Source organism: Oscillatoria sp. CS-180 (assembly GCF_028330965.1).
Lineage (GTDB): Bacteria > Cyanobacteriota > Cyanobacteriia > Phormidesmidales > Phormidesmidaceae > Halomicronema.
The window spans coordinates 43,525-68,044 of the sequence record NZ_JAQMUB010000087.1; the positions used below are offsets into that span (position 1 = coordinate 43,525).

A 24,520-nucleotide genomic window follows, 5' to 3' on the forward strand; every position below is an offset into this window, starting at 1 on the left:
GTATGTCCCCCGCTACCCTCATGACCTTTATCTACGGAGTCCTATCGATTGTTGGCGGCATTATCGGGTATGTGCAAGCGGGTAGCAAACCCTCCCTCATTTCAGGCATCATTACCGGAATTTTGCTGCTGATTGCAGGCGTAGGGCTATTACAAGCGCAGGTCTGGGGATTCTGGCTAGCGATCGCCGTGACGCTGCTACTGGTCATCGTCTTCATCTTCCGCCTCATCAAAACCCGTAAGTTCTTCCCCGCTGGCTTAATGGTGGCAGTGGGAATCGGCACAGCGATCGCCTTGTTTGCCTAGTGCCCCTAAGCAGAATTCAAACTGCAAAATTAAGAATTCAAAACGGTTCACTACACACCCTACACCCCACTCCCCCTTCCCAAACTCCCCCTTACACCATCTGCAATTCCGCCATAAGATGCTCAATTTGGTTCGTAACAAGGTCATTCGGATCATTCCGCATCAAGGGAAGCAGCTCCCGCAGTACACGAGGAGAGGCAATGCGCAGGTAAGACAAAACCGCTTCTCGCACAAACCCCGTGGGATGCTTGAGACTAGCAACCGTGTTTTCGGCACTCACACTCCAGCGCTGAGATCGCGCCAGATGAAAACAACAGGCTAAAGCCCAATCAGACAGAAAATAGCGAAGATCTAATAGATGGCGCAGGCGATCGCTCGGCGACATAGGCTGGTAGACAAAGAGATGACTACTAGCCAGCTCCTGAATCTTATCTTGTCGGCTACGACGATCTAGAACCGTGAGAATAGCTCGTTTGCTAGGAATATCGAGAATATTGTCAAGAATCTCGATGCCTCTAGCGCGATTGGAGGCTGTTGCTCCCTGCCAACTCACCTGAGCAGCTTGAATGGCGCTGGGGGGTGAAATGAAACGAAGTAGCATAAAGATCCGTTCCAGCGCATCAGTCTGCAATTCCTTCAGTGCTCGCTGCAACAGTTCCGTCTCACGCCCCTGAATCGCATCATTGTCCAAATCGAGCAGAGCACCGTAAATTTGACCAATAAAGGTCAGTTCTTGGTTGATCAAATTCTCGACTCCATCCCGGCCAAAGCGATCAAGAGCCGAGTCAATTTCCTGCGATCGCTTCAGTCCAGATTCTTGGGACAGACGCAGCAAAATGCGAAGGATGGTGCGGCGGGTGCTGCCCCAAGAGGTAATCAGATTTTTCAGCAGGCAGTCAATCGCCTCACTGCTATCAATGTTGCCGATCGCCTGCCAGGCTTGACTGCGCGAACTGTCTGGTTTGTAGATGTCCAACGCGACCGACTCCAGCATAGGCAGCGCATCGTTGCCCAACCTCGTCAAAGCCTGACTTGCCGCTTCGCGAGTGGATTTGTACTGCAATGCTTTGAGCAAAGACGGGTAGTACTCCTTAAGATTGGTGGCCGCGATCGCCTCCAAGAGTGCTCGCCGGACCCGCAGAGACTCATCCTGCAAAAGACTCGGAATATACAATCGCAGAGACTGCATATAGTCGGCTTCCCCTAAAGCCCGGCAGCCCATCACGCGCTCTCGTTCTCGATCATGAGTCAGCATTTGCCGCAGCGTATTGATCGCCTCTGTCTTTTCCCGGGGATTGCCGTGCTTCAACATCAGGGAAGCCGCAGTTCCCCGCACAACAGGATCGATTTCGGGCTTGAGATAGACTCGCAGTCGGCTGATGTCCAAGTCATCATCCGTCAACCAAATATAGCGAAGCGATAGCGCCAATATTTCTGGCGCGGGATCGGTATTGATGAGTTGGCGAACTTCCTCAGCATGTTCCCGTCTGGGATGATCCAGCATGGCCTCTAGGCTCTGTCGCTGTAAGACAGGTGACAGGGTTGCCAGCCGGGGTGCCAACACCTCTCCGACGCCTCGGGGATCAAGATGCCCCAAGAGTTCAATACACGATCGCTTATCAGCCTCAGGTCCCGGTTTTTCCAGCTGATCGACAAAAGCCTTCTTAAGCACCCGCAGACTGGCATCCGTCATACTGAGGAGTCCTCGCTGAGCACTTTTAACCAACAGCTCTAAGTACTGCGATCGCAAGAAATAGATAGCCCCCAGCCAGACTCCAGCCAGCACCACCGTCACCGCTAGAAAGAACTGCGTTTGGAATACCTCGCCCGTAAATCCCAGCCAGTTCAGCACCCCAATCGTCACTAGAACAAAAACGCCTGTCCCCCCCATAGACAGGGGTTCAGCAATTCCCCCTACCAAAGACTGAAAGATTGTTCGCTGGCTATCTGGAATCGGTTGAAACAGTAGGGGGCGGGTACTCGCCACCACCGTATAGCGCAGCCATTCGTCGAAGAACTTAAGAATGACCATGCCCAGGAATAGAGCACCTGCCCCTAGGAAGACGGGATAGCTGCTGAAAAGGGTCAGCGTACTCACAGCCACAGTGACCAGCGGCAAAATAGACAGAACGGCAAAAACGCCCTGACGTTCGATTAAACGACTGGATGTGAACCATTGGGTCAGCAGTTCAATCAGCCCCAACAGGCCGCTAAAAATTCCTAGGAAAACAGCAATCTCATCGGCTTCGAGTTCAGCTTCAAGCTGTGTCAGATACCCGAACTCAATCAGATACATCAAAATTTGAGCTAGCACGAAGAAGCTGAACAGCATCACGACGTAGCGCCCCATCGTACCGCGCGATCGCTGAGCACTATGGGCTTCTTCTGCGGCTTCTGCTTGGCGCTTTAGGGAGTCTGGAAAAGCATGGTTGTAATTACGGCTGATGATCAGCAAAACGCCTGCGCCTGCCATCATGACGATGAAAGACAGCAGCAGCACGTTCTCCAATCCCACAAGCGTGATCAGCAAATAGACTGAAAAACCACTTAGGACATCGGCTACCAAGTTCCCACTGGTGATGAGCGGAAAGGTTCGCTTGATTTCGCGAATATTGAATAGCTGATTAGCGGCAATGGAAACATTTAGGTCATTCAACCCGTAAATAGCCTCCATCCACAGCCGCATGGCAAAAACCGTGATCGGCAACAGCGGCTCAATCGCCAGTCCCCATCGAAACAGCAGAACTGGAATGGCCATCAGAATAGCGATCAGGACAATGACTCGACGTAGCGGAAAAAATCGCTGCATCCAAGAATAAATCACGCTGAGGCCGAAGCCGATCATCGCACTAAAGATATAAATCCACGGCAGAGAAGACGCTCCATACTCGTCTAAGAACAGCGCCGCAGAACTGACCTCTAGCCACAAGATCCCCATTGAGGTCGCTGTGTAAAACGCAAACATTAACAGCGTGCGTTCTGCCTCATTAGGACGGAGATTGATAATGCGAAATAGCTTTTGCTGCCAGGGAGGGATTAAGGGAGATGCAGTCCGGCTGGATTTCATAGACTCGGGAGGAATGGAGAGTAGCGATCGCCATGCTGACAGGACAGCAGTTATTTCTTGGGCGACAACAGCATCATCATATTCCGACCTTCCTGTTTGGGAGCCTGTTGAATCTCAGCAAAATCCTCTAAATCACCGGCCATCCGCATTAGAAGTTTGCGAGCAAGGTCTGAATGCTGAATTTCACGACCACGAAACATCACAGTCGCTTTGACTTTATCGCCTGACTTCAAGAAACGCTGGGCATTCTTGACGCGTACATTGTAGTCATGGTCGTCAATTTTGTAACGCATCTTGACTTCCTTGACCTCAACATTGTGCTGTCGCTTACGCGCCTCCCGTGCCCGCTTTTCCTGCTCAAACTTGTACTTGCCATAGTCAATAATCCGACAGACCGGCGGGGTCGCTTTGTCACTAACAAGCACCAAATCTAACTCTTTCTCTTCTGCCATTTTGAGGGCATCACCCGGCGGCATCACCCCAAGTTGGGTTCCATCAGCATCAATGAGACGAATTTCGGGGAAACGAATATTCTCATTAATAGGGGGAACATTTCGAGGATTTCGGCTTCGCATGCTCAGCGTGGAATGAAACAGAAACGTGAAACAGTGGACCCTAAGCTTTCAGATGTCCGATAGGTAATCGATAAGTGCGGGCCTTTCTGGAGGGCATTACCCCATAGCCGACACCTCGTCTTAGACTTTGACCTCAACCACATCTCTAACGATATTAAAAGCGAACTCTTAATTTGCACATCCATTCGTTGCGAAGTAAAAAAAAATATTTACATATGACAATTAGCGAGGCTGAGGAGCCATTCTGTGATGGGTGCCTTGGCGGTATACTGCCATACTTTTTCGCATCGTCTCCAATGCCTTCTAGCTCTTAACAAGAACCTAGAGTCAGGCTAAGATTAGCTCTTGTCTGTTAAGGAAAGTGGGCCTGAGGTAGGTGCCGTCAAGATTATGAAACACACACTGTCAGTTCTAGTGGAAGATGAAGCTGGCGTTCTGACACGCATCGCTGGACTGTTTGCACGACGCGGCTTCAATATTGAGAGCTTGGCAGTGGGACCCGCTGAGCAGGTCGGTATTTCTCGGATCACCATGATCGTGCCGGGAGACGATCAGGTGATTGAACAAATTACTAAACAGCTTTACAAGCTAATTAACGTCCTCAAGGTGCAGGACATTACGGAGACCCCCTGCGTTGAACGGGAGCTGATGCTGATCAAAGTCAACGCAACAAGTACCAACCGCTCGGAAATTTTGGAGCTGGTACAGATTTTTAGAGCTCGCGTTGTAGACGTTTCTGAAGATTCCTTGACCATTGAGGTCGTTGGGGATCCTGGCAAAATGGTGGCGATCGTTCAGGTTCTCACTCGTTTTGGTTTACGAGAAGTGGCTCGGACGGGCAAAATCGCGCTCACTCGTGAATCTGGCGTCAACACAGAATATCTGAAATCGCTGCAAAGTAAGCTGCAGTAGCCTCCCAGACGGATGGTCGGCATCTCCGTTAAACAAGAGGCGGTACGGTCAGTCCTTTAAGCTGCCTTTGGGCCTCCGTCGCCAATCCTTTACCCTGCACAAGAACGCTGAACTTCCCCAGCCCCAGTGGATTCATGAGCTGATGAAGTGCTTGGCGGCGGCGAATCGCATAGTTCACAGTAGCGCTGTCGGTGCCTTGGAGTTGTGCCAGTTCATTGAGGCGATCGCCCAGCCCCAACGCCATTAAAAATAGCTCTTGAGGAACGTTTCCCAACGTCTCTAGCCCACACTGCTCACCCCGCCGACTGAGGGTCGTGAAGTCTACATGGGCAGTAATATCCTGCTGACCAATGTTGATGAAGGGATCATTGTGATGAGCGTGCTGGGTATAGCACTGAAGCGTTCCCTGCGATCGCAGTGGACTGTAATAGCGATCGGCAGAATAACCGTAATCGATGGTCAGCACATATCCCTGCTGAAGCTTCTGCGCCACCTGTGTCATCCAGTCCAAGGCGGCCAGGTTGACCTCGGTGGTGTAGCCCTGCGGGTAAGGCGGCGAAGCTATTTGGATATCGAGAGCGTCAAAATACGCGGTTAATCTTGAAGTCGAGAGCGGCCCCAAAAGTGATTTGAAGGGACGACTCGGATCCTCAGACAGCGTGACATAGTCTTCTTGCAGGCCGTTCTCCGTAACTGTGACGCGATGTACTGGAAAAGCGTCCACCAACTCGTTTGAAAAGACACAGCCTGTAATGGTTTCTTGCGGAATTTCTTCCCAGGTAGACCAGCGGATATCGAAGCCCTGAATCCTCCAAGATTCCAGTCGTTGTTGCTGGGCACTCCGAAGTGCTGGGGAGGTTTCAATTAGCGTGTAGTGGAGAGCCGCTAGACAGTCGGGATGACGCTCATGCAGATAAGTTAATATCGTGTGCGCCAGTAGCCCTTGTCCGGCTCCCATTTCAACCCAGTGAAAGGCTTGGGGCATCCCCAACCGCCGCCACAGGTCAACTAACTGCTCTGCCAACAGTTCAGCAAAGTCATTGCCCAGGTGAGCCGAGGTCACAAAATCCCCTGACTTCCCCAACTGTGAGGCACTCGTCGTGTAATAACCGTGCTGCGGATGATACAGCGCCAGTTCCATAAATGAGCAAAAGGTGAGCCGGCGCTGGGGCGATCGCTCGATGCGATCGCGAATCACGGCACACAGCTCAGCCACTCCAATCTGAGTCTGCATATGACCTACAGCTGAATCCGAATAGCTCGAACCTCAGGGTGCTCAAAAAACGCTTCCGTATCCGCTATTAGTTGAGGCCCCCACAGATTGTCGATCAGAAACTGAATTTCAGCGTAGCGACTATCTTTTTCGAGGGCAGGGATGCCTAGTTCTAATGCTTTTGCTTCATTGCCGCGAGCGAATTCTGCGACGGCGATCGCCAATTCCGGTTCCGGTTCCATAGGCGCGATTGCCAATGATTCTTGCCATCGCGAGATTGCCGCATCAACCTCGCCCTGCTCGTATTGCACCAGGCCAATGTTGTTGACAGACGGCCAGAACTCCGGATCAAGCTCAATGGATTTTTGATACTGGGCGATCGCGGTTTCAAATTGATTTAGCTTGAAATAGGTGTTTCCCAAATCAAACAGCGCCCCCGCGTTATCGGGTTCCAGCGACAGCCCGTTTTCTAAGAAATCAGAAGCCTTTTGATAGTCGCCTTTACGGAAGTGAGCAGTCCCTAAAGCGAACAAAACAGCTGAATTATCCGACTCCAGCACCTGAGCACGGCTGAGAGCCTCGATGGATGCATCAAAATCTTCGACTTGCAGATAGAGAGTCCCCAACAGCCCCCAAATAGCTGCATTATCAGGAAGCAGTTGAGAAGCCAGTTGAGCCTGAGCCAGGGCTAGGTCATACTGCTGGAGCTGAGCTAGTTGAGCTGCATCCTGCGCCAAAATCAACCCTTGTTCCTCTAACCGCTCATAGTCTAGCGGCAGCACATAAGGCAACAGAGCTTGAGCGTTCACAGGCGGGGCCATGATCCCCAAACCCACAGCCGCCAGCGCAGAAAATAAAGATATTCGAGTCAGCACGAATCCCTCTGTGTCCTTACAGCATCGTCATAAGCCAGCTTAGCTTACTCGTTCAGCAGTGGATTTTCAAATCACTTCTGTCAATTTTATCGCTCACTACAACTAGCTATCCGGAACTAGTACCGCCATGCGGAATTCAAAATTCAGAACTCAAAACTCAAAACTAAGGCAGATGGGCTTTCGCAATGTTTTGAATGGTGAGCCTATTTCTGCCGTAGTAGTGTACTAGCTTAATAAAAGATTTGCGATGCCGATGTAGATTTGAGTTAATGGATGCTCTGGAAATCGCAAGCTAAAAATATCACTACTGCCGAGCTGAATCATTTCTTCCGTAAGCGGCAAAATGGCAGCCACAGGCGCATTATAGGTCGCTTCAACCTCGGACTTCAGTGCGTCAAAGTCAAAAGAAGATAGCGCCTTGTTGACCAATAACAGCATTTTAGGCACTTCCAGACGACGGGCAATATCAACGGTCACAGCTGTGCCTTGAAAATCCTGACGGTCTGGACGCATGATGAGCAGCAGGACGTCCGAAATAGTAATTGATAGTAGCGTTTCCTCATTGAGTCCAGGATGGGTGTCGATGAAGAGGTAGTCCAGATTAAGCTGCTGAATCAGGCCCTGAAAGCCATCGTTTAAAAGCCCGACATCATAGCCCTCTCGCAAGACTCGGGCAATTTCGCCTGCTTTCAAACTAGAGGGAATAAGGTAGATAGCGCTCTGACTGGTACCAGCCCCTTCGAGGACATGGCTAACGTCATAAGCAGCCTCTTCCACTGAACAGCGTCCCCAAAGGTAGTCATTGAGAGCCAAGTCCATGCGACTCTCGTCAAAGCCAAACAAAACATGGATGCCAGGAGACTGAATATCAGTGTCAACAATACCAACACGTTTGCCCTGTCGCGCTACGGATGCCGCTAAGTTGGCCGTTGTATTCGATTTTCCGGTGCCTCCTCGAAAGGAGTGGACAGACACCACTTTGACCATATGTCTACCTTCCAGTGCAGTAGCACAACAACTTAGCAGCTATTCTATGCGGTTCAGAAGCAGTGCCATGACTGTTAGCGCAGGTCTAATCGTCTTTTGCTTCGGCACGCATGCCCTCTTAGAGTGCTGCGGATACTTAATGGATTAAGTGTATGAGAAACCTTACATTTATCCCAGCAACAGACTAAACCACTGGATAGTTAATTGGCAAAGAGGAATTCATACAGCCTGAAAAGCTACTAAAGGTCGGCGAACTTAATTGTTGAGCAGTATGCCCTAGAATTCTCAGCTTTTACCTTCAGGCTTTCAGCATTTCCATTTCGAATGCAATTTGGATGAACTGAAAGGGAAATCTAGAGACCTACTCTGATAGGGTTTTCTTAGATACCTTTAGGTTTAAGAAATACACTTAATTTTGACAGTATCCGCGATCGCACCCGTGAGGATCACAGACGATTCCACCTAGTCCGTTGATTTTGACGTATCCTTGGGTGTTTATTGCAGGCTTCAGAATTGCAGGCTTTTAGATTACGGGCTTCAGAATCAAGAGTGGAGGTCTAGAGCTTGCTTTGCCAGTCATTACTTAGATTTTTCGTTCACTATCTACCTCTATGCTGACGAGTGTTGACCGATTGCTATTTGTAAGGGGCGTTCCCATCTTTAAGGAGTTGAGGGATGATTTCCTGGTTCGGTTGGCCTCTATCATGGACGAACTGTCTTTTCCCAACAACCACACCATCTTCACAGAGGGACAAGAAGGCAGAGCGCTATACATTGTCGTCTCAGGACGAGTGAGTGTTCATCTTCGCGATCAGGAACTAGCGCAGCTCGAAAAAGGCGCTTGTTTTGGGGAGATGTCGCTGTTTGATGCCGAACCTCGATCCGCTTCAGTCACAACGCTGGATCCTTGCGATTGTCTAATGTTGACCCAACAGCAGCTCTACGAGGCGATCGATGAAACACCCGGAATTGCGATTAACATCATTCGCCTTTTGTCTCGCCGTATTCGTGAGCTAAACAACGACCTGAACAAGCGACAGCAGGAAGTGAGAGAGCTGTCTCAGCGCACTGGACTCATTTACACCCCGGTTCCTATGCGATCGCCAGTAGAAGCCAGACAGCATTCAGAACCAGAAGAGGCTGCCTACGGAGTCAACGATGCCACCGGCAGTTTTCCCTATGGCAGTCTTCCTTACTAATTCAGTGGCCTATGTCTTTGTCCCAGCGCCTTTGGAACGACAATCAAGATCTCGCTCAAGCCTCTCTTACTCATCCCTTTGTGCAGGGCATTTACAATGGCACTTTGGCTAAAGCCAAGTTTGCCTACTACGTGGGACAAGATGCCTTTTTTCTTGAAGCATTTGCCAGAGCCTACAGCATCGCAGCGGCTAAAGCACTCGACTGGCAAGGCTTTACAACCTTCCATAATCTGGCAGGGGGAGTTCTACAAGAACTGAATCTGCATGAGGAATACGCCAAACAATGGGGCGTCTCTCTACGGAACGTGCAGCCCGGTAGCGCCACCCGACGCTACACTGACTTTCTGCTGGCAACGGCTTGGTCGCAAGAGGTTGGAGTAACGGCTGTAGCTATGTCACCCTGCATGCGGCTATACGCTTTTATCGGCCAATCACTCGCAGCCCAAGGAATACCCGACCACGATTACAGTGATTGGATCCGCACCTATAGTAGCGATGAATTTGAACCTTTGGCCCAGCAGCTAGAAGCACTAGTTGATCAGTACAGCTCCGAGAGTGAGCGAGTCACCAACACGTTCCGCTATGCCATGGTCTGTGAGCGAGATTTCTTTGAAGCTGCTTGGGCAATTGAAGGATGAAGGATTAGGGGATCTCCAGGCGTGACCCTAGTGTTTCTCTCCTACATCGCCACTTCGCTTGAGAACCCGCTCTGTCTGAAACGGAGGCGCTGTAGAAGAATCAATAGTAATGCGGGGTAGGCGATGCTTAAAGCTGCAAAGAATTTCCCAAGAAATTGTTTTGGTCAGGGTGGCCCAATGGTTTGCTGTCAAGCTGTTTTCGCCTTCCCTACCTAGCAGTGTGACCTCGTTACCCTCCCGCAAGTTAGGAACGTCAGTCACATCAATCATCATCTGATCCATGGTGATGTTGCCGATCTGAGAGACCCGTTGTCCGTTAACCAAGACAGATATGCAGTTGGAAAGGGCACGGGGTACGCCATCGGCATAACCGATACCAACTACCGCTATTCGCATGGGACGCTCAGCAACAAACGTATGGCCGTAGCTGACTCCGGTCCCTGGCTGGATGTCTTTGAGATGAGTAATACGGGCCTTAACTTGCATCACGGGCTTTAGGGATACCGTCGATTCAAGATGAGGGGCTGGATAGAGACCATACAGCGACAGGCCAACTCGCACCATGTCATAGTGCAGGTCGGGATAACCCAGGGTGGCTGCGGAGTTGGCCAAATGACGTTTGGGCAGGGCGGGAAACTGCTGAGCGACCTGAGCGATCGCCGCCTCATAACGCTGATGTTGCTGCCGCAGGATAGTGGGATCGGGATCATCCGCTGTCGCTAGGTGCGAATAAATGCTCTTAATCTGCAAACCTGGTAATCGCTGCACAAACCGGACAAATTCAGCTGCCGATTGCCAAGGAAATCCTAATCTCGACATGCCGGTATCAATTTTTAGGTGCACAGGAAGTGTGGTTCCAAAGCGCTGGGCTAGCGCTTCGGAAAAAACGAGGGCCTGCTTAGGAGAGACTAAAGTCGGTTGAAGATTCCAATGGGCGATCGCGTCAACCTCTTCAAGACTATTCACTGCCCCCATAATCAAGATGGGCGCAGCAATTCCCGACTCTCGTAGCTCTACGCCTTCCGGCACCGTAGCGACACCCAGCCATCGTGCCCCCGTGGATAGCGCCACCTGAGCCACGGTTACAGCTCCATGTCCATAAGCATCAGCTTTCACGACTGCCATCAGCGTTGACTGTGCATTCAGGTGCCTAGCCAGCTGCTGAACGTTGTGCTTCAACGCTCCTAAATCAATTTCCACCCAGGCTCGACAGCGCCGCATTGGGTGCAGGGCAGGCGTTTTGTCCCAACTCAACATCTCATCACTCCTTAACCACACCGTAAGTTGAGCTAATTGTGCATCAACTTCAAGCTTGTACCAACCTTTCCGGAGACAAACGTCAGTGCAGTTAGAGTGTGACCCTTTAACATCATGGGCTTTTGAGATCCGACGCCTCAGCGTGTTGCCTTGCCGGCTCGCATGGACCAAATTGAGCTGTGGTAGCCATACTGAGTCAGAGTATTTTTAGAAAATGGCATCAAGATGAGGCGCTCTTTACAGTTTTAAGCAAAACCAAATTCAACGAATCCGGCAAAATACCATCAGATATTCTGATAATTTCTTTTTCAATCACACCTTAATCCATGTATTTTGAAAGCTATGATCAAATGTCAGGGATGCTTCGAATTTTTGCTCAGTTTGTATGCACTATTGACATCAGTAAGCATGCACTGAGAGTAGTCAGAAGAGTTCCTCAATCCAGACAATCTTCAACTGGAGAACATATGGATAGAGTGCCCACGTTTAAGCATTTTTAGCATCCAGAAAAGAGTGCTAAAGTCTGCTTTATGACTATTTCGGGACTAATAGTTTGTCAGAAATTGTCATCTATCACGACCTTATTGTCATCTATCAGCACCTTAAAGAAGCGTTTTTCTTTCGCTATAGGATGCGGATAGCTTCACCGAAAATCCACAAAAGCACACAAGTTATTGTCAGTCGTTTAAGAGTTGCTGAAGTTGACTCAATTAAGAACTGAATAAATCCTTTCAGTTTAGAAAGCGATCAAAGCTAAGCTGATTCTCTAAGACTAAAAATGCTATTGTTAACTTCTATAACATAGCGAGCTTTTCTTCAGTTTTAGGTTTCGACGCTGGTTCTAGTTGAGGCTGATTTGACCCAATCAGAGCTTTGAGTAGTCAAGGTTTTGTTATTTCGAAACTTTGAATCCATCAATTTGCTCTGTGTTATGACAGTCTTCTCCTTGAAATAGTGCTTCGAAGCACGCTTGACTCAGGTGCTGTTTAGGAATAAACCACTCCATGGAAAACGTGATTAAGAAATCTGATTTCGTACTATCGCCGTATATGAAGCGTGACAATGTTCGAGCAGCTTTTCAGATTTTAAACACTCTTGGCCCTTACATTTTTCTTTGGTTCCTGGCAGCTGAGGCAACCAAGTTCTCTATCTTTTTACTACCTCCTGTAGTCCTCTTGCTGGTTCTTTTCTCCCTCAGATGCTTTTCACTGATGCATGACTGCGGTCACTATTCGTTGTTTGAATCTAAGAAAGTTAATCGGGTTGTGGGATTCATATTGGGTTTAGTAAATGCAATTCCACAATATTGGTGGTCTAGAGATCATGCTTTCCACCATAAAACGAATGGTGACTGGGAGCGATATCGCAGCATTGGTGATTTTCTGTCCACGATCGAATTCGCCCAGTTGAGCCCGTTTGATCAAAAGCTATATGGCATTTTGAGGCACCCCTGGATGATTTTTCCAGGTGGTTTTTTCTACCTTGCCTTCAAACCTAGACTCATTCTCATTGATGAGACGTTTAGATTCATTGCTCATGCTGTCTCCTGCTGGCGCAAAAATTCGGCTATGACAAGAAGCGAGATAATTAGAACTTACAAACCTCAAAACTGGACGACAGCAGGGGAGTTTTGGGATGTTCTGTTGAATAATGTGTGCGTTATTAGCAGCTGGATCCTTCTGTGTCGATGGTTAGGAACAGGTTTCTTCTTAGGCACCTACTCGGTTGTGCTCATGCTCTCAGCCGCTATCTTTATCTGCGTCTTCTTTGTCCAGCATAATTTTGAAGGAGCCTATGCCCACAAAACAGAGGGCTGGGACTACCTACAAGGGGCTATTGAAGGCAGTAGCTATCTCGATATCCCCGAAATTCTCAAGTGGTTCACTGCGGATATCAGCTATCACAGCATTCATCACCTTTCTGAGAAAATCCCCAACTACAATCTCAGGGCTTGTCACCAAAGGAATCACCACTTGCTCACTCAGACCAAGACGATTCGGATTCGCGACATGCTGGCCTGCTCCAAACTCATTCTTTGGGATTCAGAGGACGATCGCCTCGTATCAATTCAGACGTTCTATCGGCAGCAAAGCAGGTCTAGCTTCTAGCAGCCTGATATTAGCTGCTTTATTGTCGGTCGATGAGCTGATGTGCCCTAGCGTAAGAAACTGCTGATTGCCCATAGGACAATCATGGTGACAATGGCAGCCACGCTCTGAACAACAGCATCAGAACTAGCACCCGACATAGCGGCTCCTTGAGGGCCTAGAATTTGGCCTAGCAAGATGCCTAGCGTCAACCCTGCGCTCAATCCCAAGATTGTGAGAAGAATGGCACGCCAGAAGCGATATTCTTTACGGTTGAGGAAATAAATAGCCGCCCCTACGCCGACTGCAAGCGCTAGGGAGGGAGCCGCCAAACTGACAATAGCAAGAATGCCGAAAACACCCGCTGGCAGCAAAACATCGTTGCGGGACGGTGTATCTAACAAACCTGACATCCAAGCAGGTCTAGAAATGTCTTCACCGCTCGACTTGGGTGCTGGTTTCTCGGGCACCTCTTCAGCAAATCGAATCCGGTCAGGAACCTTGATTTTGCCTTCCTGACGAAGCCGCAACCGCTCCATCAAGATGGCATCATAGGCAGCCTCAATCGCATCCATTTTCTTGCGATCGTCTCCACACTCATTCATGAGGCGATCCTTAGCCTCCTGAATTTCTTCAAAAGAAGAGGTCTCATCAAGACCTAGCGTATCGTAGTAGTTTTGGTCAGTCATCGACATCCCTTCGGTAGCCTGGCGAGTCTACTATCCCATTTACACTTTAGCCAGCAACTAGTCCTACTGACTTAGATGACCGTTTCTAGGGCGTGTCATCAATTCGGTACAGAACGCTTCGAGGACGCACATTACTGCGCCTACCCATGAAATCAGCTAAGAACTGAGCTGCCATTTTGCCGCTCTGAGACGGGTTAATGACGGTGAGGTCCTAGTGATTACGTTGCCAATAATTTAACTATACTAAGCGCACGATTAGGAAACTTGTTTGACTTAATGAAGAACTTTGTGGACAGACTGGGTACTCTTCATAAAGAGTCAACAGGATTAGTCTCGAAATTTTCCAGCTTTACCAATACTTCACAGAAAGTATTGATTCAGTCTAGGAAAAGCTCGGTACAGTTTTTGCTGATTCCTTGAGCTCTCCTGGAAAAGAGTTCTGAAGAAACATTGCCGATGTGACTATCCCCCTAGTGCGATCGGTCTAATGTTAACAAAACCATCTGTGTCCTTCTGGTAAGACGTTTGCGCTATGGCTACCGCCAAGATCCTCGTTGTTGACGATGACCCCGCTGTTCGTAACCTCGTATTTCGCTTCCTGTCTAAACAGGACTATCAAGTTGAGTCCGCTCAAGATGGAAAAAGCGCATTAGCCGTTTTTGAGCAACTCAATCCTGATCTGGTTGTATTGGACGTTAATCTGCCAGATGCGAACGGTTATGACCTGTGTAAAGAAATGCAGACACGTACGGGTGTTTTCGTACTGATGCTCACAAGTCGCAGCGACGAAGCCGACAAAATTCGAGGATTTACTGAGGGAGCTGACGACTATCTCACCAAACCATTCAGCTTAGGCGAACTGGAGGTCAGAGTTGGAGCAATTCTGAAACGCCAACGTCCTGTCACAACAGCAGAACAGCAGCGCCTTAGCTTCAATAGCTTAGAAATTGACCCGGTGCGCCGCGAGGTGACTCTGGCTGAGGAGATTGTTCCACTGACAGCACTAGAGTTTGACCTGCTGCATTTCTTAGCCAGTCACCCAGGTCGGGTATGGCGCCGAGCTGAGCTAATTCAAAAGGTCTGGGATTACGAATACGTTGGCGATCAGCGAGTTGTTGACGTACATATCGGACAAATTCGTAAAAAGATTGAAATCGATACCAGCCAACCCGCAATGATTCAGACCGTACGCGGCGTGGGATATAAATTTGAGCCACCCGCTACCGTTGTCACATCGAATTAATTCATTGCGCTTGGCGAGTCCGTCCAGATTGGGGCGTAATAATCTGTCGCGGATCTCCGCCAAGCGCTCGGCCAACTCGTTTCGAGGAGTACCTCAAGAAGAGAAATAGGGTTTGGCAATGAAATAACTGGCAATGGATTTGGCATCGACGCCTTCACCTTTGAAGATGGCGCGTTCAAACTCCTCACAGGTCATGTGAACGACGTCAATATCCTCATCGACGTCTCCCTCTGGTGGATTGTCTACCGCTTCTAAATTAGTTGCCAAAAAGGCATAGATAAACTCGTCAGAATATCCGGGAGCTAGAGGAAAGTTACCCAGAGATTGCCAAGTATTAGCCCGATATCCAACTTCCTCTTCAATTTCTCGCTGAATGGTTTGTGCTGGCGTTTCATTCGGTTCCACTGTGCCCGCTGGAAACTCTAGCAAGCGTCCTTGGACGGCAAACCGATACTGACGGGTCAACACCAATTTTCCCTCAGCCGTCACAGGAATAGCCAGGGCACCCCCTGGATGACGAATACATTCCCAATCGCCTTCGGACTTGTTGGGAAGGCGCAGACTATTAATTTCAAAATTGAATTTACGTCCTCTGAACAGCAAGCGCTGCTTCAGCAACTGAGGGGGTTCATTACCAAGGGGCATAGGGGTTCAGCAATATCAGTAGCATCAGCCTACAGAGTGTCCTGCAGAATCTTCTCCGACGGCCCGTATGGATGCTACCGTACCATACTGAAGATTCTTCTCTAGTCATCTCAAGCCAAGAGAGTGACTCCGGGCAATTTTTTAACGCCCTGATGGGAAATAGCCGCAGCAATCTGAGCGATCGCCTTACCTGAAATGGGATCCCGCCAGTCACCAGCCACCTCTGCCAACGGCACTAGAACGAATGCCCGCTCATGCATTCTGGGATGGGGAATTTGCAGGGTTGGGGTAGTCATCACAACATCCCCAAACAGCAATAAATCCAAATCCAGCAGCCGAGGTCCCCATCGCTGGCGCCGTACCCGTCCGAATTGGGCCTCTATGCGCAAGAGGGTACGCAGCAATTCCTCAGGGGCTAGATCGGTTTCTAAGAGGGCACAAGCATTGTAATAGTCGGGCTGAGGAGGACCAATAGGAGCAGTCGTGTAGACACTAGAACACAAGACTGTTGAGATATTGGGGTGTCGCCCTAGGGCCGTAACAGCTCCCTTCAATATGATCAGAGACTCTCCTAGGTTGCTACCCAACGCGATCGCGCTAGAAACAGTTGGCATTCGACACCACAGCAAAAACTGGTCAGGCAATTATCCTAACGCTCACGGCATTGGGGAGAAGACAAAGGATGATGTTTTCCTAACATTACGTCTCAGAATGCTGTCTATAGCCGTCGCCAATTCCATTAAGACAAGACGGCGAGTCATCTGGCAAGGATTTAGGGTGAGGGCTACAAAGGTGAGGTGTACCCAAGACAAAGCGCTCAATAGCTGAAGTCATAGTAAACTCCCAGCTAAAAACAGGCTTTCATCCAACCTAGACGAAGCCTGTTTTAGTAAAAGCTTTGAAGTGTGCTGAGCAGATTTGAGGAAGTGAGGTACCAAATGGATTCAGAGCAACCGCCAGGAAGCTATGAAGTGCCCTGCAAACGATAACTTCTTTTTGAAATCTCGTCGAGGCATCTACTCAAAGATGAATTCGCTACCAGAAATGGCGCCTATTGGAGACGTCTCCGGCAAGAAGAGGATGGATGTGTCGTAGGGATTGATTAAGTCAGGGACACGAATCGTATCGTCTGACCGAGTTTGCTGCTCCATCAAATAGTTGTAGACATCAAACACAGCATAAGCGTCATCTACAACGGCTTGCTCAGGGAAACCAAGAACCCCAAACATCGTTCCTAGCTGGCCGCCAACAGTCCGATTGATGGCATAAGAGCCCGTATTCGAAAAGAAAATATCGTTTACTGCATCGGGAACGTAGGCTGATCTAGCAATAGGAGGTTCGTCGGCCTGAGCCGTAGACGCGATCGCGACGGTTGCAGCGATCGCCGCCAATGCGCTGACAGAGCATACTAAAAATTTAGACATCTCACTTCCTCACTCCACTGAATCCACAAGCAACGCAGAATGGTTTTTAATGCCGCCCTGCCTTGACGAAGGCGTACACTAAGTTCCACGTCGTACGGCTGATAATGAATATTATCTTGGCCGCACGTCATTTATAGCGCATACCTGCAAAAGCGGTACATCTTTTCTTCATTTTTTCCCTATGGACTTCACCACAAAATCCTCCATCTTGTCTCTGACTACGTTGCAGTTGTCAAATCTTCGCGATCGTCTGCTCGATCTGTTCTGCGAGGTAGCTTACAAAGAAGGCGATTTCACATTGTCTTCGGGGCAAAAGAGCAGCTATTACATCAACGGCAAACAAGTTACCCTCCATGCCGCAGGCGGCATCATGGTCGGACGATTGCTGCTGGACAAACTTCCGACAACAATAACAGCGGTAGCAGGACTCACGCTGGGGGCTGATCCAATAGTGACAGCAGTCAGCATCGTGGGGGCCTATTGCAATCGCCGCATCACTCCGCTTATTGTTCGCAAAGAGGCGAAGGGACATGGTACCCAGGCTTACATTGAGGGACCTGTACTGCCACCTGGTGCATCTGTAATCGTGCTAGAGGATGTGGTGACAACGGGGCAATCTGCTTGGAAAGCCGTCGAACGATTACGCGGTGCCGGATACGCCGTAGATACGGTGCTGGCGCTTGTAGACCGACAGCAGGGTGGCAGCGAGTTTTATGCGGAGAAAGGATTGACCTTCGAAGCGCTACTGACGATCGCCGATATCCAAGCGCGATATGCAGAACAACAGACATCAACATGACCATCTAAGAACGGTGTAACGCTTCAGGTCATATCGTATTGCCGACCACGCCAAGAGGTTGGGGTCTGCACAGAAGACAGCCAGATACGCAGGACTGCCAGCGGATCGGCCAAGGGTGAGAGCCAGAACGCCCAGCGACTTTGGGCTTGACTGAGGTCATAAGACGGCAGAATCGCAAACTGCAAGGCAATACGAGCGGCAATCAAACTAGCATTGAGGCCGAGACTGAGCTGCACTGGCAGAGTTGGGTTTTCAACGGTTAGCCCCATCAGCAGAAACGGCAAACCGAGCCAGGGTAGCGCCTGCACACAAGTCAAGAACCAGAGGTCGCCACAGACCTGGCTAGAAGACGAAGCGTCCTTCAGGTCAAGCGATCGCCCCCATTCTCTCCATGTTTCCTGAAGCCCTTCATACATTCGCACTTTCAACACTGCTGAGCCATCCCAAAAGCCGACTTTGGCACCTATTTGAGCTGCCTGCCGGGCCAAAGTGACATCGTCGCAAAAGGACATCCGGGCAACGGTGTATCCCCCCAGTTGATCGAGCAGTTCCCGCCGACAGAGAAAACACTGGCCGTTTGCCATAACCCGCTCTGCGCCACTCTCAGAAGCCCCGGTCGGCCCAAACCGATACACCAGCGTCATCAACAAAGCAGGCTGTAGCCAGATCTCCCCAAGACTTTTCAGAATAAAGCGTGGAGACAGCGAAACCAGGTCATAGCCTTCGGCCTCAGCAGCGGCAATGAGAGCCGGAACCAGACCGGGTTGAGGTTGGGTATCGGCGTCAATGCCTAGAATCCAGCGGCTTTTGTCTGAGCTATGGGTGTAACCATAATGCAGGGCCCAAGGTCTACCGACCCAGTTGTCAGGCAATGGATCGTCCGTGAGCAATCGCAGTCGGGTATCCGTTTCCTGGGCCTTTTGCACCAGTTCGCGCGTACCATCCTGGGAACGACTGTCAACCACCAAGATTTCTCTGACCTCATAGGTCTGCTTGGAGAGACCGTCTAGACACGGAGAAAGTCGGGCAACTTCATTGAGGGTCGGCACTACAACGCTCACAGTCCCTAACTGGTCAGGCTGGGCTCGCTGGGGTTGCAAAGGCGGACGACGTGTTGGCCCCTTTAACAAACGAGACATCAACACCATCACCGCAGGCAGCTGAAGCGCCAGCAAAATCAAAGAAACAGCACTGCTGAGCACCGAGGATGTATCAGTCGTGATCATTCAAATCGGCCCTATTCAATGCTATTTGGAAGCAGCAGCAGGGGTTGCAGCCATTTCAACGATAGGCACCTTTGCCTGGCTGGCAGTAGCCGTCTCCAAAGATGCATCAGTCTTATCCGGAGCCAGCAACCAGCACACGATCGCGGGAATTGCGCCAACGATAAGACCTAACAGGATGGGCGTGAAAATGCCGCCTCCCATACTCATGAACATGGCGAAAGCAAAGTTAGCGAGATACATGACTAACGGCAGCGTCAATCGTCTGCGAGTGAGGCCCTGTACTTGCTCATTGCGGCGCCAGAAAGTAGCTGCAACAGCCATGAAAATCATGCCTGTGAAAAACCATCCGGCGAAATTCTCATAGGGCATGCCGAAAAAGGCACCCGGCTGATGCCAATACCAAAACGGCATCGCCGTCTGACTCATCGCCGGATCGAGAACGAAATCCCAGGACATGAGGAGTAGCGCGCCTACCGCGATCGCAGCCCCCTGTCGCCATACAGACGACACCCGGTTCATCAACCCTCCCCGAGCCAAGAGGTAGGACGAAATGCCGAGATAGAACCACGACAGTGGAATTGTGAAGGGAACCAATCCAGCAATTTTGTAGCCAAGGCCATTCAAATAGGTATAGTCGCCAAAGGGAAAGCCTGTGCTAGTGCCCGACAACTCGCTCGACAAAGAGATGGCGATCGCTGGAACAAGAAATGTCAATAATGCCTTAAGTCCCAATTCTCGATACGCATAGAGTGAGACTGCTGTCGCTCCAAGCAAAATGTAAATAACACCGCCGCCCGCCATACTCCAGCGATATAGCACGGGACCTGCGGGCAGATACTGCAAAATTTCAGGGTGGGGCATTACCCACAAAAGCCCTGCCAAACCAAATGCCATTGAGAGAACGTGGCCCCAAAGACACCACTTTTCTATACGCATCAACCGAGTCATTTAGATAAACCTCAAACCGCATTTCAAGCTGCCGCTAATTTGCCGCCGCAGGAGAGTTGCAACATTTCTTATTGAAATCGTGCCCCACTTCTCAGATTTTGTAAAGTTTCCTGAAAATCGCTTTTGGGGTGACACCAAGTCCATCAACGAAGAACGCATTCACGACTCAGTGTATCCATGCAGGCGCTGCGTAGCCACTTTGTCGCTGCTCCATCAGTCCCAAAGTTCACGAATCGGCCTGCTTTAATTTCCCAAAATCGAGGACCTACAAAACTTTGAGGCCCCAAGACTTGGGAAGTCAAGGACACAAATCCAGACTCAATGGCCTAAGTCCTGAGTTGACAGTTCTGCCTATCCTCTGCTGTTCCGTACACGAAGTCAAATGAGTGGGCTGCAAAGTCTCAAAGTGCTCTACGACTCTCTGCTCGCAAAAAGTCGTTTGCCCTGAAACCGATTCATGAGTTGATTACTTTGAATGTGCACTTCTAAAGGAACTTCCTCCAAATGCTCGCCTGGGAATAATTTCGAGCGTTCTCAGCATAGTTGCTCTAAATTAGCTCTCAAGAAAGGGTGCAAAGTTTTATAGACTGACCCTTTAGGCAGGGATTGCCCTTTAAAGCGGATGTCCCTGCGGGTAACGGCAATAGGGATGGCGTAAATTCATGATTCTCGTTTGGTTGCTAGGGGCGATCGCTCTGTTAGGTCTACTCATCTGGGGCTGGCTGGAATGGCAGTATCGTCAGCGTCCTGGCAATCGGCTAGCTTTTGCAGCGGGTCAGTGGAATCTAGAACAGTATGATTCTGACCACTACCAAATCTTGGGCACGCCGGAACTCATCAACCGTACACAGGCCCTTGAAATCATGGTGCCAGAACTGACTGCGGAAACGACGCTGTTGTCCGGAGACAGCCTAGACGGAATTCAGGTCAACGTCTCCATCGTGCCCAACCATCCTGATGCTGAGGCCCGTTCTGATGGCTACTGGTTCGCTTATATCGTCAAGCTGCGAAAGCGGACTCAGTTCAAAGTACAGGTGGATATTACCGGACCAGGCTTGCGATCGCTCAAAGCCCTTTGGGTACGCATTCACTACATGACCTATGGTCCGGGAGGGCGAATTCCTAAAACAGGGCACGTCATTGTTCCGCTAAAATTCCCTAAATCCGATGCGATTCCGGCCTGGCGAACAACGCCTCAGGCCGAGGTTTTGCCCATTCCGACCCACCTGTTAACTCATTTAGATACGTCTGTTGAAGTCATCAAACGCTATGTGGCACCCCATGCCAAGCCCGGCGATATTGTGACCCTGGGTGAAACCCCCCTAGCGATCATGCAGGGACGCTGGCGACATCCTGCAACGGTCCAACCGGGTTGGCTAGCGCGGCGCCTGTGCTATTACTTCTTGCCCACCTCTAGCTTGGCAACGGCCTGTGGTCTGCAAACCCTAGTAGATGTCGTCGGTGCCTGGCGAGTATTTTTTGCCTTTGTCGGGGGCGCTTTTATGAAAGCTGTTCTGCGTCGGGGCGGTGGGTTCTATCAGCTTGCTGGAGAACAAGCCCGCTTGATCGATGATGTGACGGGGACATTGCCCCCCTACGATCAGTTCATTGTTTTGGGGCCAGAAGCACCCCAGCTTGTGGTCGATGAAATTGAGAAAGCAACCGGACTCGGGGCTGCGATCGTCGATGTCAACGATTTGAAGGCTGTCAAAATTGTGGCCGCTAGCGCTAGCGTGAATGCCCAACTCGTTGCACAGGCTTTGATCGATAATCCTGCGGGCAATGCCGATGAGCAAACCCCTTTGGTCTTGGTGCGTCCGCTGGCTTGAGGAGCGCGATCGCTCAGTTGTCTCACCAAAACTTTTTTGTACGAAAAAAGCAATTGACGCGCTGACGTTGAGACGGTACGAGGCAAGAAGACCTATCTTCACTTAACAGAAGATCTAACCCTTCCTTCTAGCTAGAACAGACTGCCGCGTTATGATGACAGCACGAGACTTTTTCCCAGCTCTCGCTGATGCTTGTGGTTAATTCAGCATGACACACCCAGATCTGCAAAATTCGGATTTGCATTTACGTCCTCTTTATCCGAGGGATGTTGATGTTTTAGGAAGCTGGCGAGATGCAGGGGTTGCTATTCCAGATTTAACCTCTGAATTTCCCAATCACAGCAATCGGCGTCTAGTTCACCATCCTCTAGCCGTGATGTGGCAGCGCATGACTGCGGTGGCATTACCCAGTCGCCCCAAATGGTCTGGGTTTGTCGCCACCCTCAATGACAATCTCTGTGGTGTGATTGAAGTTTCTCCCTTCAACCGGACTCGTAGCACCTGGCAGGTCGATCGCATCGTTGTCAATCCTGCTTCTTTGCCAGCGGACACTAAAGGACCATTGGACAGCGTTGGTTCTCAGCTACTACGCCACTGTTTCGACAAGGTCTGGGAAGCCCGCATGTGGCTAGCAGAAGTCGATATTGAACAAAAATCAGCTCTGGCACTTTACCGTCAGAATGGGTTTCAACCCTTAGCCCAGGTCACCTATTGGGAAATTTCTCCCGATGCTTTGATGGAGCAGGCAAAGCAGGGAGCTGATTTGCCTAATCTAATGGCGGTGAATAATGCTGATGCGCAACTGCTCTATCAGCTCGACACAGCGGCCATGCCGCCGTTGGTCAGACAGGTGTTCGATCAGCAAGTACAGGACTTCAAAGTCGAGCCTGTTAAAGGCATGACTCGAACGGCCCGGCACTGGATGCAGCGAGAAAAGCGGATCCAGAGCTACGTGTTTGAACCTCAGCGTAAAGCGGCGATTGGGCGCTTTGATTTGACGGCGTGTCGCGGCAAGCATCGCTATCACTCCGCCGAACTTACCGTTCACCCCGCTTATACCTGGCTCTATCCGGAGTTACTCAGTCACATGGCGGGGATTCTGCAAGGCTATCCTGCGATGCCGCTGCGAGTCACCTCGCGGGATTATCAGCCTGAGCGCGAGGAATTCTTGATGCAGATTCAAGCGACACCGGTGGAACGAACACTAATGTTGTCGCGCTCGGTTTGGCACAAGGTGCGGGAGGCTAAGCCGGCGGCACTGGAAGGACTACAGCTACCTGAAGTCCTAGCAGGATTACAACCTGCTGGCAAGCCGATTCCTGGCCGCTTGTCATGGCAAAACGATTGGGACGAGACGCTTTTGAAGCGATCGCCTTCACCCAAGTCCTTTAAGCGCACTGAGAAATCTGACACTTTTGAGCCGCCTCATCGACAAAAACCGGATAATCTGTCAGGCCAATCAGGATAGAGTATTGGCAGAGCGACAGCTAATAGGACGAGGTTTCAAACGTGCCCCAGGAGTATGTCTCTGCACTTGGTCTAGACATCGGTCATAAGCGCATTGGAGTTGCTGGGTGCGATCGCCTGGGTCTGCTTGTCACCGAATTGACCACTCTGAAACGAACCTCTTTCCGCGCTGTAATTGTTGCCCTGACCCGCTTGATAGAAGAGCGCCAAGTGACTGTGCTCGTGGTGGGAATGCCTTACACCATGAGTGGCGAGGTAGGGCAGCAGGCCAAGCGAGTAAAATCTTTTGCCGAACGTCTTTCATCCGTGCTCCAATTACCCGTAGAGTATGTAGATGAGCGGTTGACTTCCTTTCAAGCTGAGCAAATGCTGATTGCCGAAGGAACGTCTCCCTCTCGAAACAAAGGTTTGATTGATCAAAAGGCAGCGGCTATTATTTTGCAGCAATGGCTAGACCAGCGCTCTGATCGTTTTTCAGACCCACTCGTACCCTCATTTGAGCCTGTTACAGGAGACCCGGAATGACTTCGGATTCTGAATACGTCCAGGATGGTCCCCCTATTTCCCTCAAGGACGATTCGGGAAGGACTTTAGTGTGTCAAGTTGAGCAAACATTTGAGATCGAAGGAAAACAATATGCCCTATTGCTTCCCTTTGATACGCCTGTCGAGATTTTTTCTTGGGAAGAGGATGAGGACAACAACGGTGACTCTTTAGTCGATGTGGATGAACGCGATATTGATCAGCTATTTCCGACTGCGCGAGCTGTTTTAGCCGAACATGATCTCACTTTGCAACGTAGTGCTGTTACGCTGACGGTGGTTGGTACTATTCCAGAACCTGATGACGAAGAATGTTTCACTCTAGAAATTGGTGAAGTGGATTCTCAAGGTGAACCAGACACTGAAGAGTTTCAGACCCTTGCGACGTTTTTTCATAAGGACATCGAATATACGGTCTGTACGCCAGTCGATCCGCTCTTGCTCTTTGCTCAGATTTCGGACGCAGGTGACGCTCGGATGATTCCTCCTGAAGAGTTTGAACGATTGCGTTCAGAAATCGAGTCCACTATCTTCGATGTTTTGGAGTAAGCTACCGTCTAGATTGAGCTTAGTTTCGATCAACTGTTGCGAGC

General features: G+C 50.1%; 23 protein-coding genes and 1 pseudogene. 11 read left to right on the forward strand and 13 right to left on the reverse strand.

All coding sequences use genetic code 11. The annotated features are described in order from the left end of the window. Positions 1–2 precede the first annotated feature (2 nt). Positions 3–305 carry a TMEM14 family protein gene (locus tag PN498_RS21570; protein ID WP_272065476.1) on the forward strand — a complete coding sequence of 101 codons (303 nt, stop codon included), beginning with the start codon at positions 3–5 and terminating at the stop codon, positions 303–305. 91 nt (positions 306–396) lie between these two features. Here the strand turns inward: PN498_RS21570 and PN498_RS21575 are convergent, their stop codons facing one another. Both PN498_RS21575 and infC read right to left on the reverse strand, forming a co-directional pair. Then, positions 397–3,372: a HEAT repeat domain-containing protein gene (locus PN498_RS21575; protein ID WP_272065477.1), complete on the reverse strand. Its 2,976-nt coding sequence runs from the start codon at positions 3,370–3,372 to the stop codon at positions 397–399. A 50-nt stretch (positions 3,373–3,422) separates the two neighbouring features. Then, on the reverse strand, positions 3,423–3,947 hold the full coding sequence (infC, locus tag PN498_RS21580) for a translation initiation factor IF-3 (RefSeq protein WP_272065478.1): 525 nt from the start codon (positions 3,945–3,947) through the stop codon (positions 3,423–3,425). Between the two features lie 390 nt (positions 3,948–4,337). Here infC and ilvN point away from each other — a divergent pair, with 390 nt between their 5' ends. After that, the gene (gene ilvN, locus PN498_RS21585) at positions 4,338–4,859 is read left to right on the forward strand and encodes an acetolactate synthase small subunit (protein ID WP_272065479.1); all 522 of its coding nucleotides are present in this window, start codon (positions 4,338–4,340) and stop codon (positions 4,857–4,859) included. 28 nt (positions 4,860–4,887) lie between these two features. Here the strand turns inward: ilvN and PN498_RS21590 are convergent, their stop codons facing one another. The 3 genes from PN498_RS21590 to PN498_RS21600 form a co-directional block, all read right to left on the reverse strand. Then, positions 4,888–6,093, reverse strand: a complete 1,206-nt coding sequence (locus PN498_RS21590) for a class I SAM-dependent methyltransferase (RefSeq protein WP_272065480.1) — start codon at positions 6,091–6,093, stop codon at positions 4,888–4,890. Between the two features lie 5 nt (positions 6,094–6,098). Continuing rightward, positions 6,099–6,947, reverse strand: coding sequence for a tetratricopeptide repeat protein (locus tag PN498_RS21595; RefSeq protein ID WP_272065481.1), 849 nt, complete (start codon positions 6,945–6,947; stop codon positions 6,099–6,101). Between the two features lie 225 nt (positions 6,948–7,172). After that, positions 7,173–7,934 (reverse strand): MinD/ParA family ATP-binding protein, encoded by a 762-nt coding sequence (locus PN498_RS21600; RefSeq protein ID WP_272065482.1) that lies wholly within the window; start codon positions 7,932–7,934, stop codon positions 7,173–7,175. A 611-nt stretch (positions 7,935–8,545) separates the two neighbouring features. On the opposite strand from PN498_RS21600, the pseudogene PN498_RS21605 reads away from it, so the two are divergent. Together PN498_RS21605 and PN498_RS21610 are read left to right on the forward strand one after the other, a co-directional pair. Continuing rightward, positions 8,546–8,974 (forward strand): annotated as a pseudogene (locus PN498_RS21605) (Crp/Fnr family transcriptional regulator); the annotation flags it as partial. A 170-nt stretch (positions 8,975–9,144) separates the two neighbouring features. After that, positions 9,145–9,771, forward strand: coding sequence for a TenA family protein (locus PN498_RS21610; protein ID WP_272065483.1), 627 nt, complete (start codon positions 9,145–9,147; stop codon positions 9,769–9,771). Between the two features lie 27 nt (positions 9,772–9,798). Here PN498_RS21610 and alr read toward each other — a convergent pair whose 3' ends face one another. Next, positions 9,799–11,028: an alanine racemase gene (gene alr / locus PN498_RS21615; RefSeq protein ID WP_272065484.1), complete on the reverse strand. Its 1,230-nt coding sequence runs from the start codon at positions 11,026–11,028 to the stop codon at positions 9,799–9,801. A 1,049-nt stretch (positions 11,029–12,077) separates the two neighbouring features. Here alr and PN498_RS21620 point away from each other — a divergent pair. After that, entirely contained in the window at positions 12,078–13,136 is a 1,059-nt protein-coding gene (locus tag PN498_RS21620; protein WP_272065485.1) for a fatty acid desaturase, read from the forward strand. Between the two features lie 47 nt (positions 13,137–13,183). Here PN498_RS21620 and PN498_RS21625 read toward each other — a convergent pair whose 3' ends face one another. Continuing rightward, the gene (locus PN498_RS21625; RefSeq protein WP_272065486.1) at positions 13,184–13,804 is read right to left on the reverse strand and encodes a CPP1-like family protein; all 621 of its coding nucleotides are present in this window, start codon (positions 13,802–13,804) and stop codon (positions 13,184–13,186) included. A gap of 532 nt (positions 13,805–14,336) precedes the next feature. On the opposite strand from PN498_RS21625, the gene PN498_RS21630 reads away from it, so the two are divergent. Next, positions 14,337–15,047, forward strand: coding sequence for a response regulator transcription factor (locus tag PN498_RS21630; protein ID WP_272065487.1), 711 nt, complete (start codon positions 14,337–14,339; stop codon positions 15,045–15,047). A 93-nt stretch (positions 15,048–15,140) separates the two neighbouring features. On the opposite strand, the gene PN498_RS21635 is transcribed toward PN498_RS21630, so the two are convergent. The 4 genes from PN498_RS21635 to PN498_RS21650 all read right to left on the reverse strand — a co-directional run bounded on the left by PN498_RS21635 (position 15,141) and on the right by PN498_RS21650 (position 17,116). Next, positions 15,141–15,692 (reverse strand): NUDIX hydrolase, encoded by a 552-nt coding sequence (locus PN498_RS21635; RefSeq protein WP_272065488.1) that lies wholly within the window; start codon positions 15,690–15,692, stop codon positions 15,141–15,143. Positions 15,693–15,802: 110 nt separating this feature from the next. Next, entirely contained in the window at positions 15,803–16,306 is a 504-nt protein-coding gene (gene folK, locus PN498_RS21640) for a 2-amino-4-hydroxy-6-hydroxymethyldihydropteridine diphosphokinase (RefSeq protein WP_272065489.1), read from the reverse strand. 85 nt (positions 16,307–16,391) lie between these two features. Beyond that, positions 16,392–16,526 carry a hypothetical protein gene (locus PN498_RS21645; protein ID WP_272065490.1) on the reverse strand — a complete coding sequence of 45 codons (135 nt, stop codon included), beginning with the start codon at positions 16,524–16,526 and terminating at the stop codon, positions 16,392–16,394. 182 nt (positions 16,527–16,708) lie between these two features. After that, positions 16,709–17,116, reverse strand: coding sequence for a hypothetical protein (locus tag PN498_RS21650; RefSeq protein ID WP_272065491.1), 408 nt, complete (start codon positions 17,114–17,116; stop codon positions 16,709–16,711). A gap of 181 nt (positions 17,117–17,297) precedes the next feature. Between PN498_RS21650 and pyrE the strand changes: the two genes are divergently transcribed. Next, a complete protein-coding gene (gene pyrE / locus PN498_RS21655) occupies positions 17,298–17,915 on the forward strand; it encodes an orotate phosphoribosyltransferase (protein WP_272065492.1) in 618 nt (205 codons plus the stop codon). A gap of 23 nt (positions 17,916–17,938) precedes the next feature. Here the strand turns inward: pyrE and cruG are convergent, their stop codons facing one another. Both cruG and cruF read right to left on the reverse strand, forming a co-directional pair. Continuing rightward, entirely contained in the window at positions 17,939–19,141 is a 1,203-nt protein-coding gene (gene cruG, locus PN498_RS21660) for a 2'-O-glycosyltransferase CruG (protein ID WP_272065493.1), read from the reverse strand. Between the two features lie 21 nt (positions 19,142–19,162). Next, a complete protein-coding gene (cruF, locus tag PN498_RS21665) occupies positions 19,163–20,089 on the reverse strand; it encodes a gamma-carotene 1'-hydroxylase CruF (RefSeq protein WP_272065494.1) in 927 nt (308 codons plus the stop codon). Positions 20,090–20,751: 662 nt separating this feature from the next. Here cruF and PN498_RS21670 point away from each other — a divergent pair. The 4 genes from PN498_RS21670 (at position 20,752) to PN498_RS21685 (ending at position 24,476) form a co-directional block, all read left to right on the forward strand. Beyond that, positions 20,752–21,918, forward strand: coding sequence for a F420-0:Gamma-glutamyl ligase (locus tag PN498_RS21670; protein WP_272065495.1), 1,167 nt, complete (start codon positions 20,752–20,754; stop codon positions 21,916–21,918). Between the two features lie 208 nt (positions 21,919–22,126). After that, entirely contained in the window at positions 22,127–23,386 is a 1,260-nt protein-coding gene (locus PN498_RS21675; protein ID WP_272065496.1) for a GNAT family N-acetyltransferase, read from the forward strand. Between the two features lie 41 nt (positions 23,387–23,427). Further along, positions 23,428–23,910: a Holliday junction resolvase RuvX gene (gene ruvX / locus PN498_RS21680; protein ID WP_272065497.1), complete on the forward strand. Its 483-nt coding sequence runs from the start codon at positions 23,428–23,430 to the stop codon at positions 23,908–23,910. After that, positions 23,907–24,476: a DUF3727 domain-containing protein gene (locus PN498_RS21685; RefSeq protein WP_272065498.1), complete on the forward strand. Its 570-nt coding sequence runs from the start codon at positions 23,907–23,909 to the stop codon at positions 24,474–24,476. The genes ruvX and PN498_RS21685 overlap by 4 nt, the downstream gene beginning before the upstream one ends. The last annotated feature ends 44 nt before the right edge of the window (positions 24,477–24,520 follow it).

Excerpts from the sequence above, each read along its gene's own strand:
- PN498_RS21570 (WP_272065476.1), top strand. The coding sequence starts at position 3 with ATGTCCCCCGCTACCCTCATGACCTTTATCTACGGAGTCCTATCGATT.
- PN498_RS21575 (WP_272065477.1), bottom strand. The coding sequence starts at position 3,372 with ATGAAATCCAGCCGGACTGCATCTCCCTTAATCCCTCCCTGGCAGCAA.
- infC (WP_272065478.1), bottom strand. The coding sequence starts at position 3,947 with ATGCGAAGCCGAAATCCTCGAAATGTTCCCCCTATTAATGAGAATATT.
- ilvN (WP_272065479.1), top strand. The coding sequence starts at position 4,338 with ATGAAACACACACTGTCAGTTCTAGTGGAAGATGAAGCTGGCGTTCTG.
- PN498_RS21590 (WP_272065480.1), bottom strand. The coding sequence starts at position 6,093 with ATGCAGACTCAGATTGGAGTGGCTGAGCTGTGTGCCGTGATTCGCGAT.
- PN498_RS21600 (WP_272065482.1), bottom strand. The coding sequence starts at position 7,934 with ATGGTCAAAGTGGTGTCTGTCCACTCCTTTCGAGGAGGCACCGGAAAA.
- PN498_RS21610 (WP_272065483.1), top strand. The coding sequence starts at position 9,145 with ATGTCTTTGTCCCAGCGCCTTTGGAACGACAATCAAGATCTCGCTCAA.
- alr (WP_272065484.1), bottom strand. The coding sequence starts at position 11,028 with ATGTTGAGTTGGGACAAAACGCCTGCCCTGCACCCAATGCGGCGCTGT.
- PN498_RS21620 (WP_272065485.1), top strand. The coding sequence starts at position 12,078 with ATGAAGCGTGACAATGTTCGAGCAGCTTTTCAGATTTTAAACACTCTT.
- PN498_RS21625 (WP_272065486.1), bottom strand. The coding sequence starts at position 13,804 with ATGACTGACCAAAACTACTACGATACGCTAGGTCTTGATGAGACCTCT.
- PN498_RS21630 (WP_272065487.1), top strand. The coding sequence starts at position 14,337 with ATGGCTACCGCCAAGATCCTCGTTGTTGACGATGACCCCGCTGTTCGT.
- PN498_RS21635 (WP_272065488.1), bottom strand. The coding sequence starts at position 15,692 with ATGCCCCTTGGTAATGAACCCCCTCAGTTGCTGAAGCAGCGCTTGCTG.
- folK (WP_272065489.1), bottom strand. The coding sequence starts at position 16,306 with ATGCCAACTGTTTCTAGCGCGATCGCGTTGGGTAGCAACCTAGGAGAG.
- PN498_RS21645 (WP_272065490.1), bottom strand. The coding sequence starts at position 16,526 with ATGACTTCAGCTATTGAGCGCTTTGTCTTGGGTACACCTCACCTTTGT.
- PN498_RS21650 (WP_272065491.1), bottom strand. The coding sequence starts at position 17,116 with ATGTCTAAATTTTTAGTATGCTCTGTCAGCGCATTGGCGGCGATCGCT.
- pyrE (WP_272065492.1), top strand. The coding sequence starts at position 17,298 with ATGGACTTCACCACAAAATCCTCCATCTTGTCTCTGACTACGTTGCAG.
- cruG (WP_272065493.1), bottom strand. The coding sequence starts at position 19,141 with ATGATCACGACTGATACATCCTCGGTGCTCAGCAGTGCTGTTTCTTTG.
- cruF (WP_272065494.1), bottom strand. The coding sequence starts at position 20,089 with ATGACTCGGTTGATGCGTATAGAAAAGTGGTGTCTTTGGGGCCACGTT.
- PN498_RS21670 (WP_272065495.1), top strand. The coding sequence starts at position 20,752 with ATGATTCTCGTTTGGTTGCTAGGGGCGATCGCTCTGTTAGGTCTACTC.
- PN498_RS21675 (WP_272065496.1), top strand. The coding sequence starts at position 22,127 with ATGACACACCCAGATCTGCAAAATTCGGATTTGCATTTACGTCCTCTT.
- PN498_RS21685 (WP_272065498.1), top strand. The coding sequence starts at position 23,907 with ATGACTTCGGATTCTGAATACGTCCAGGATGGTCCCCCTATTTCCCTC.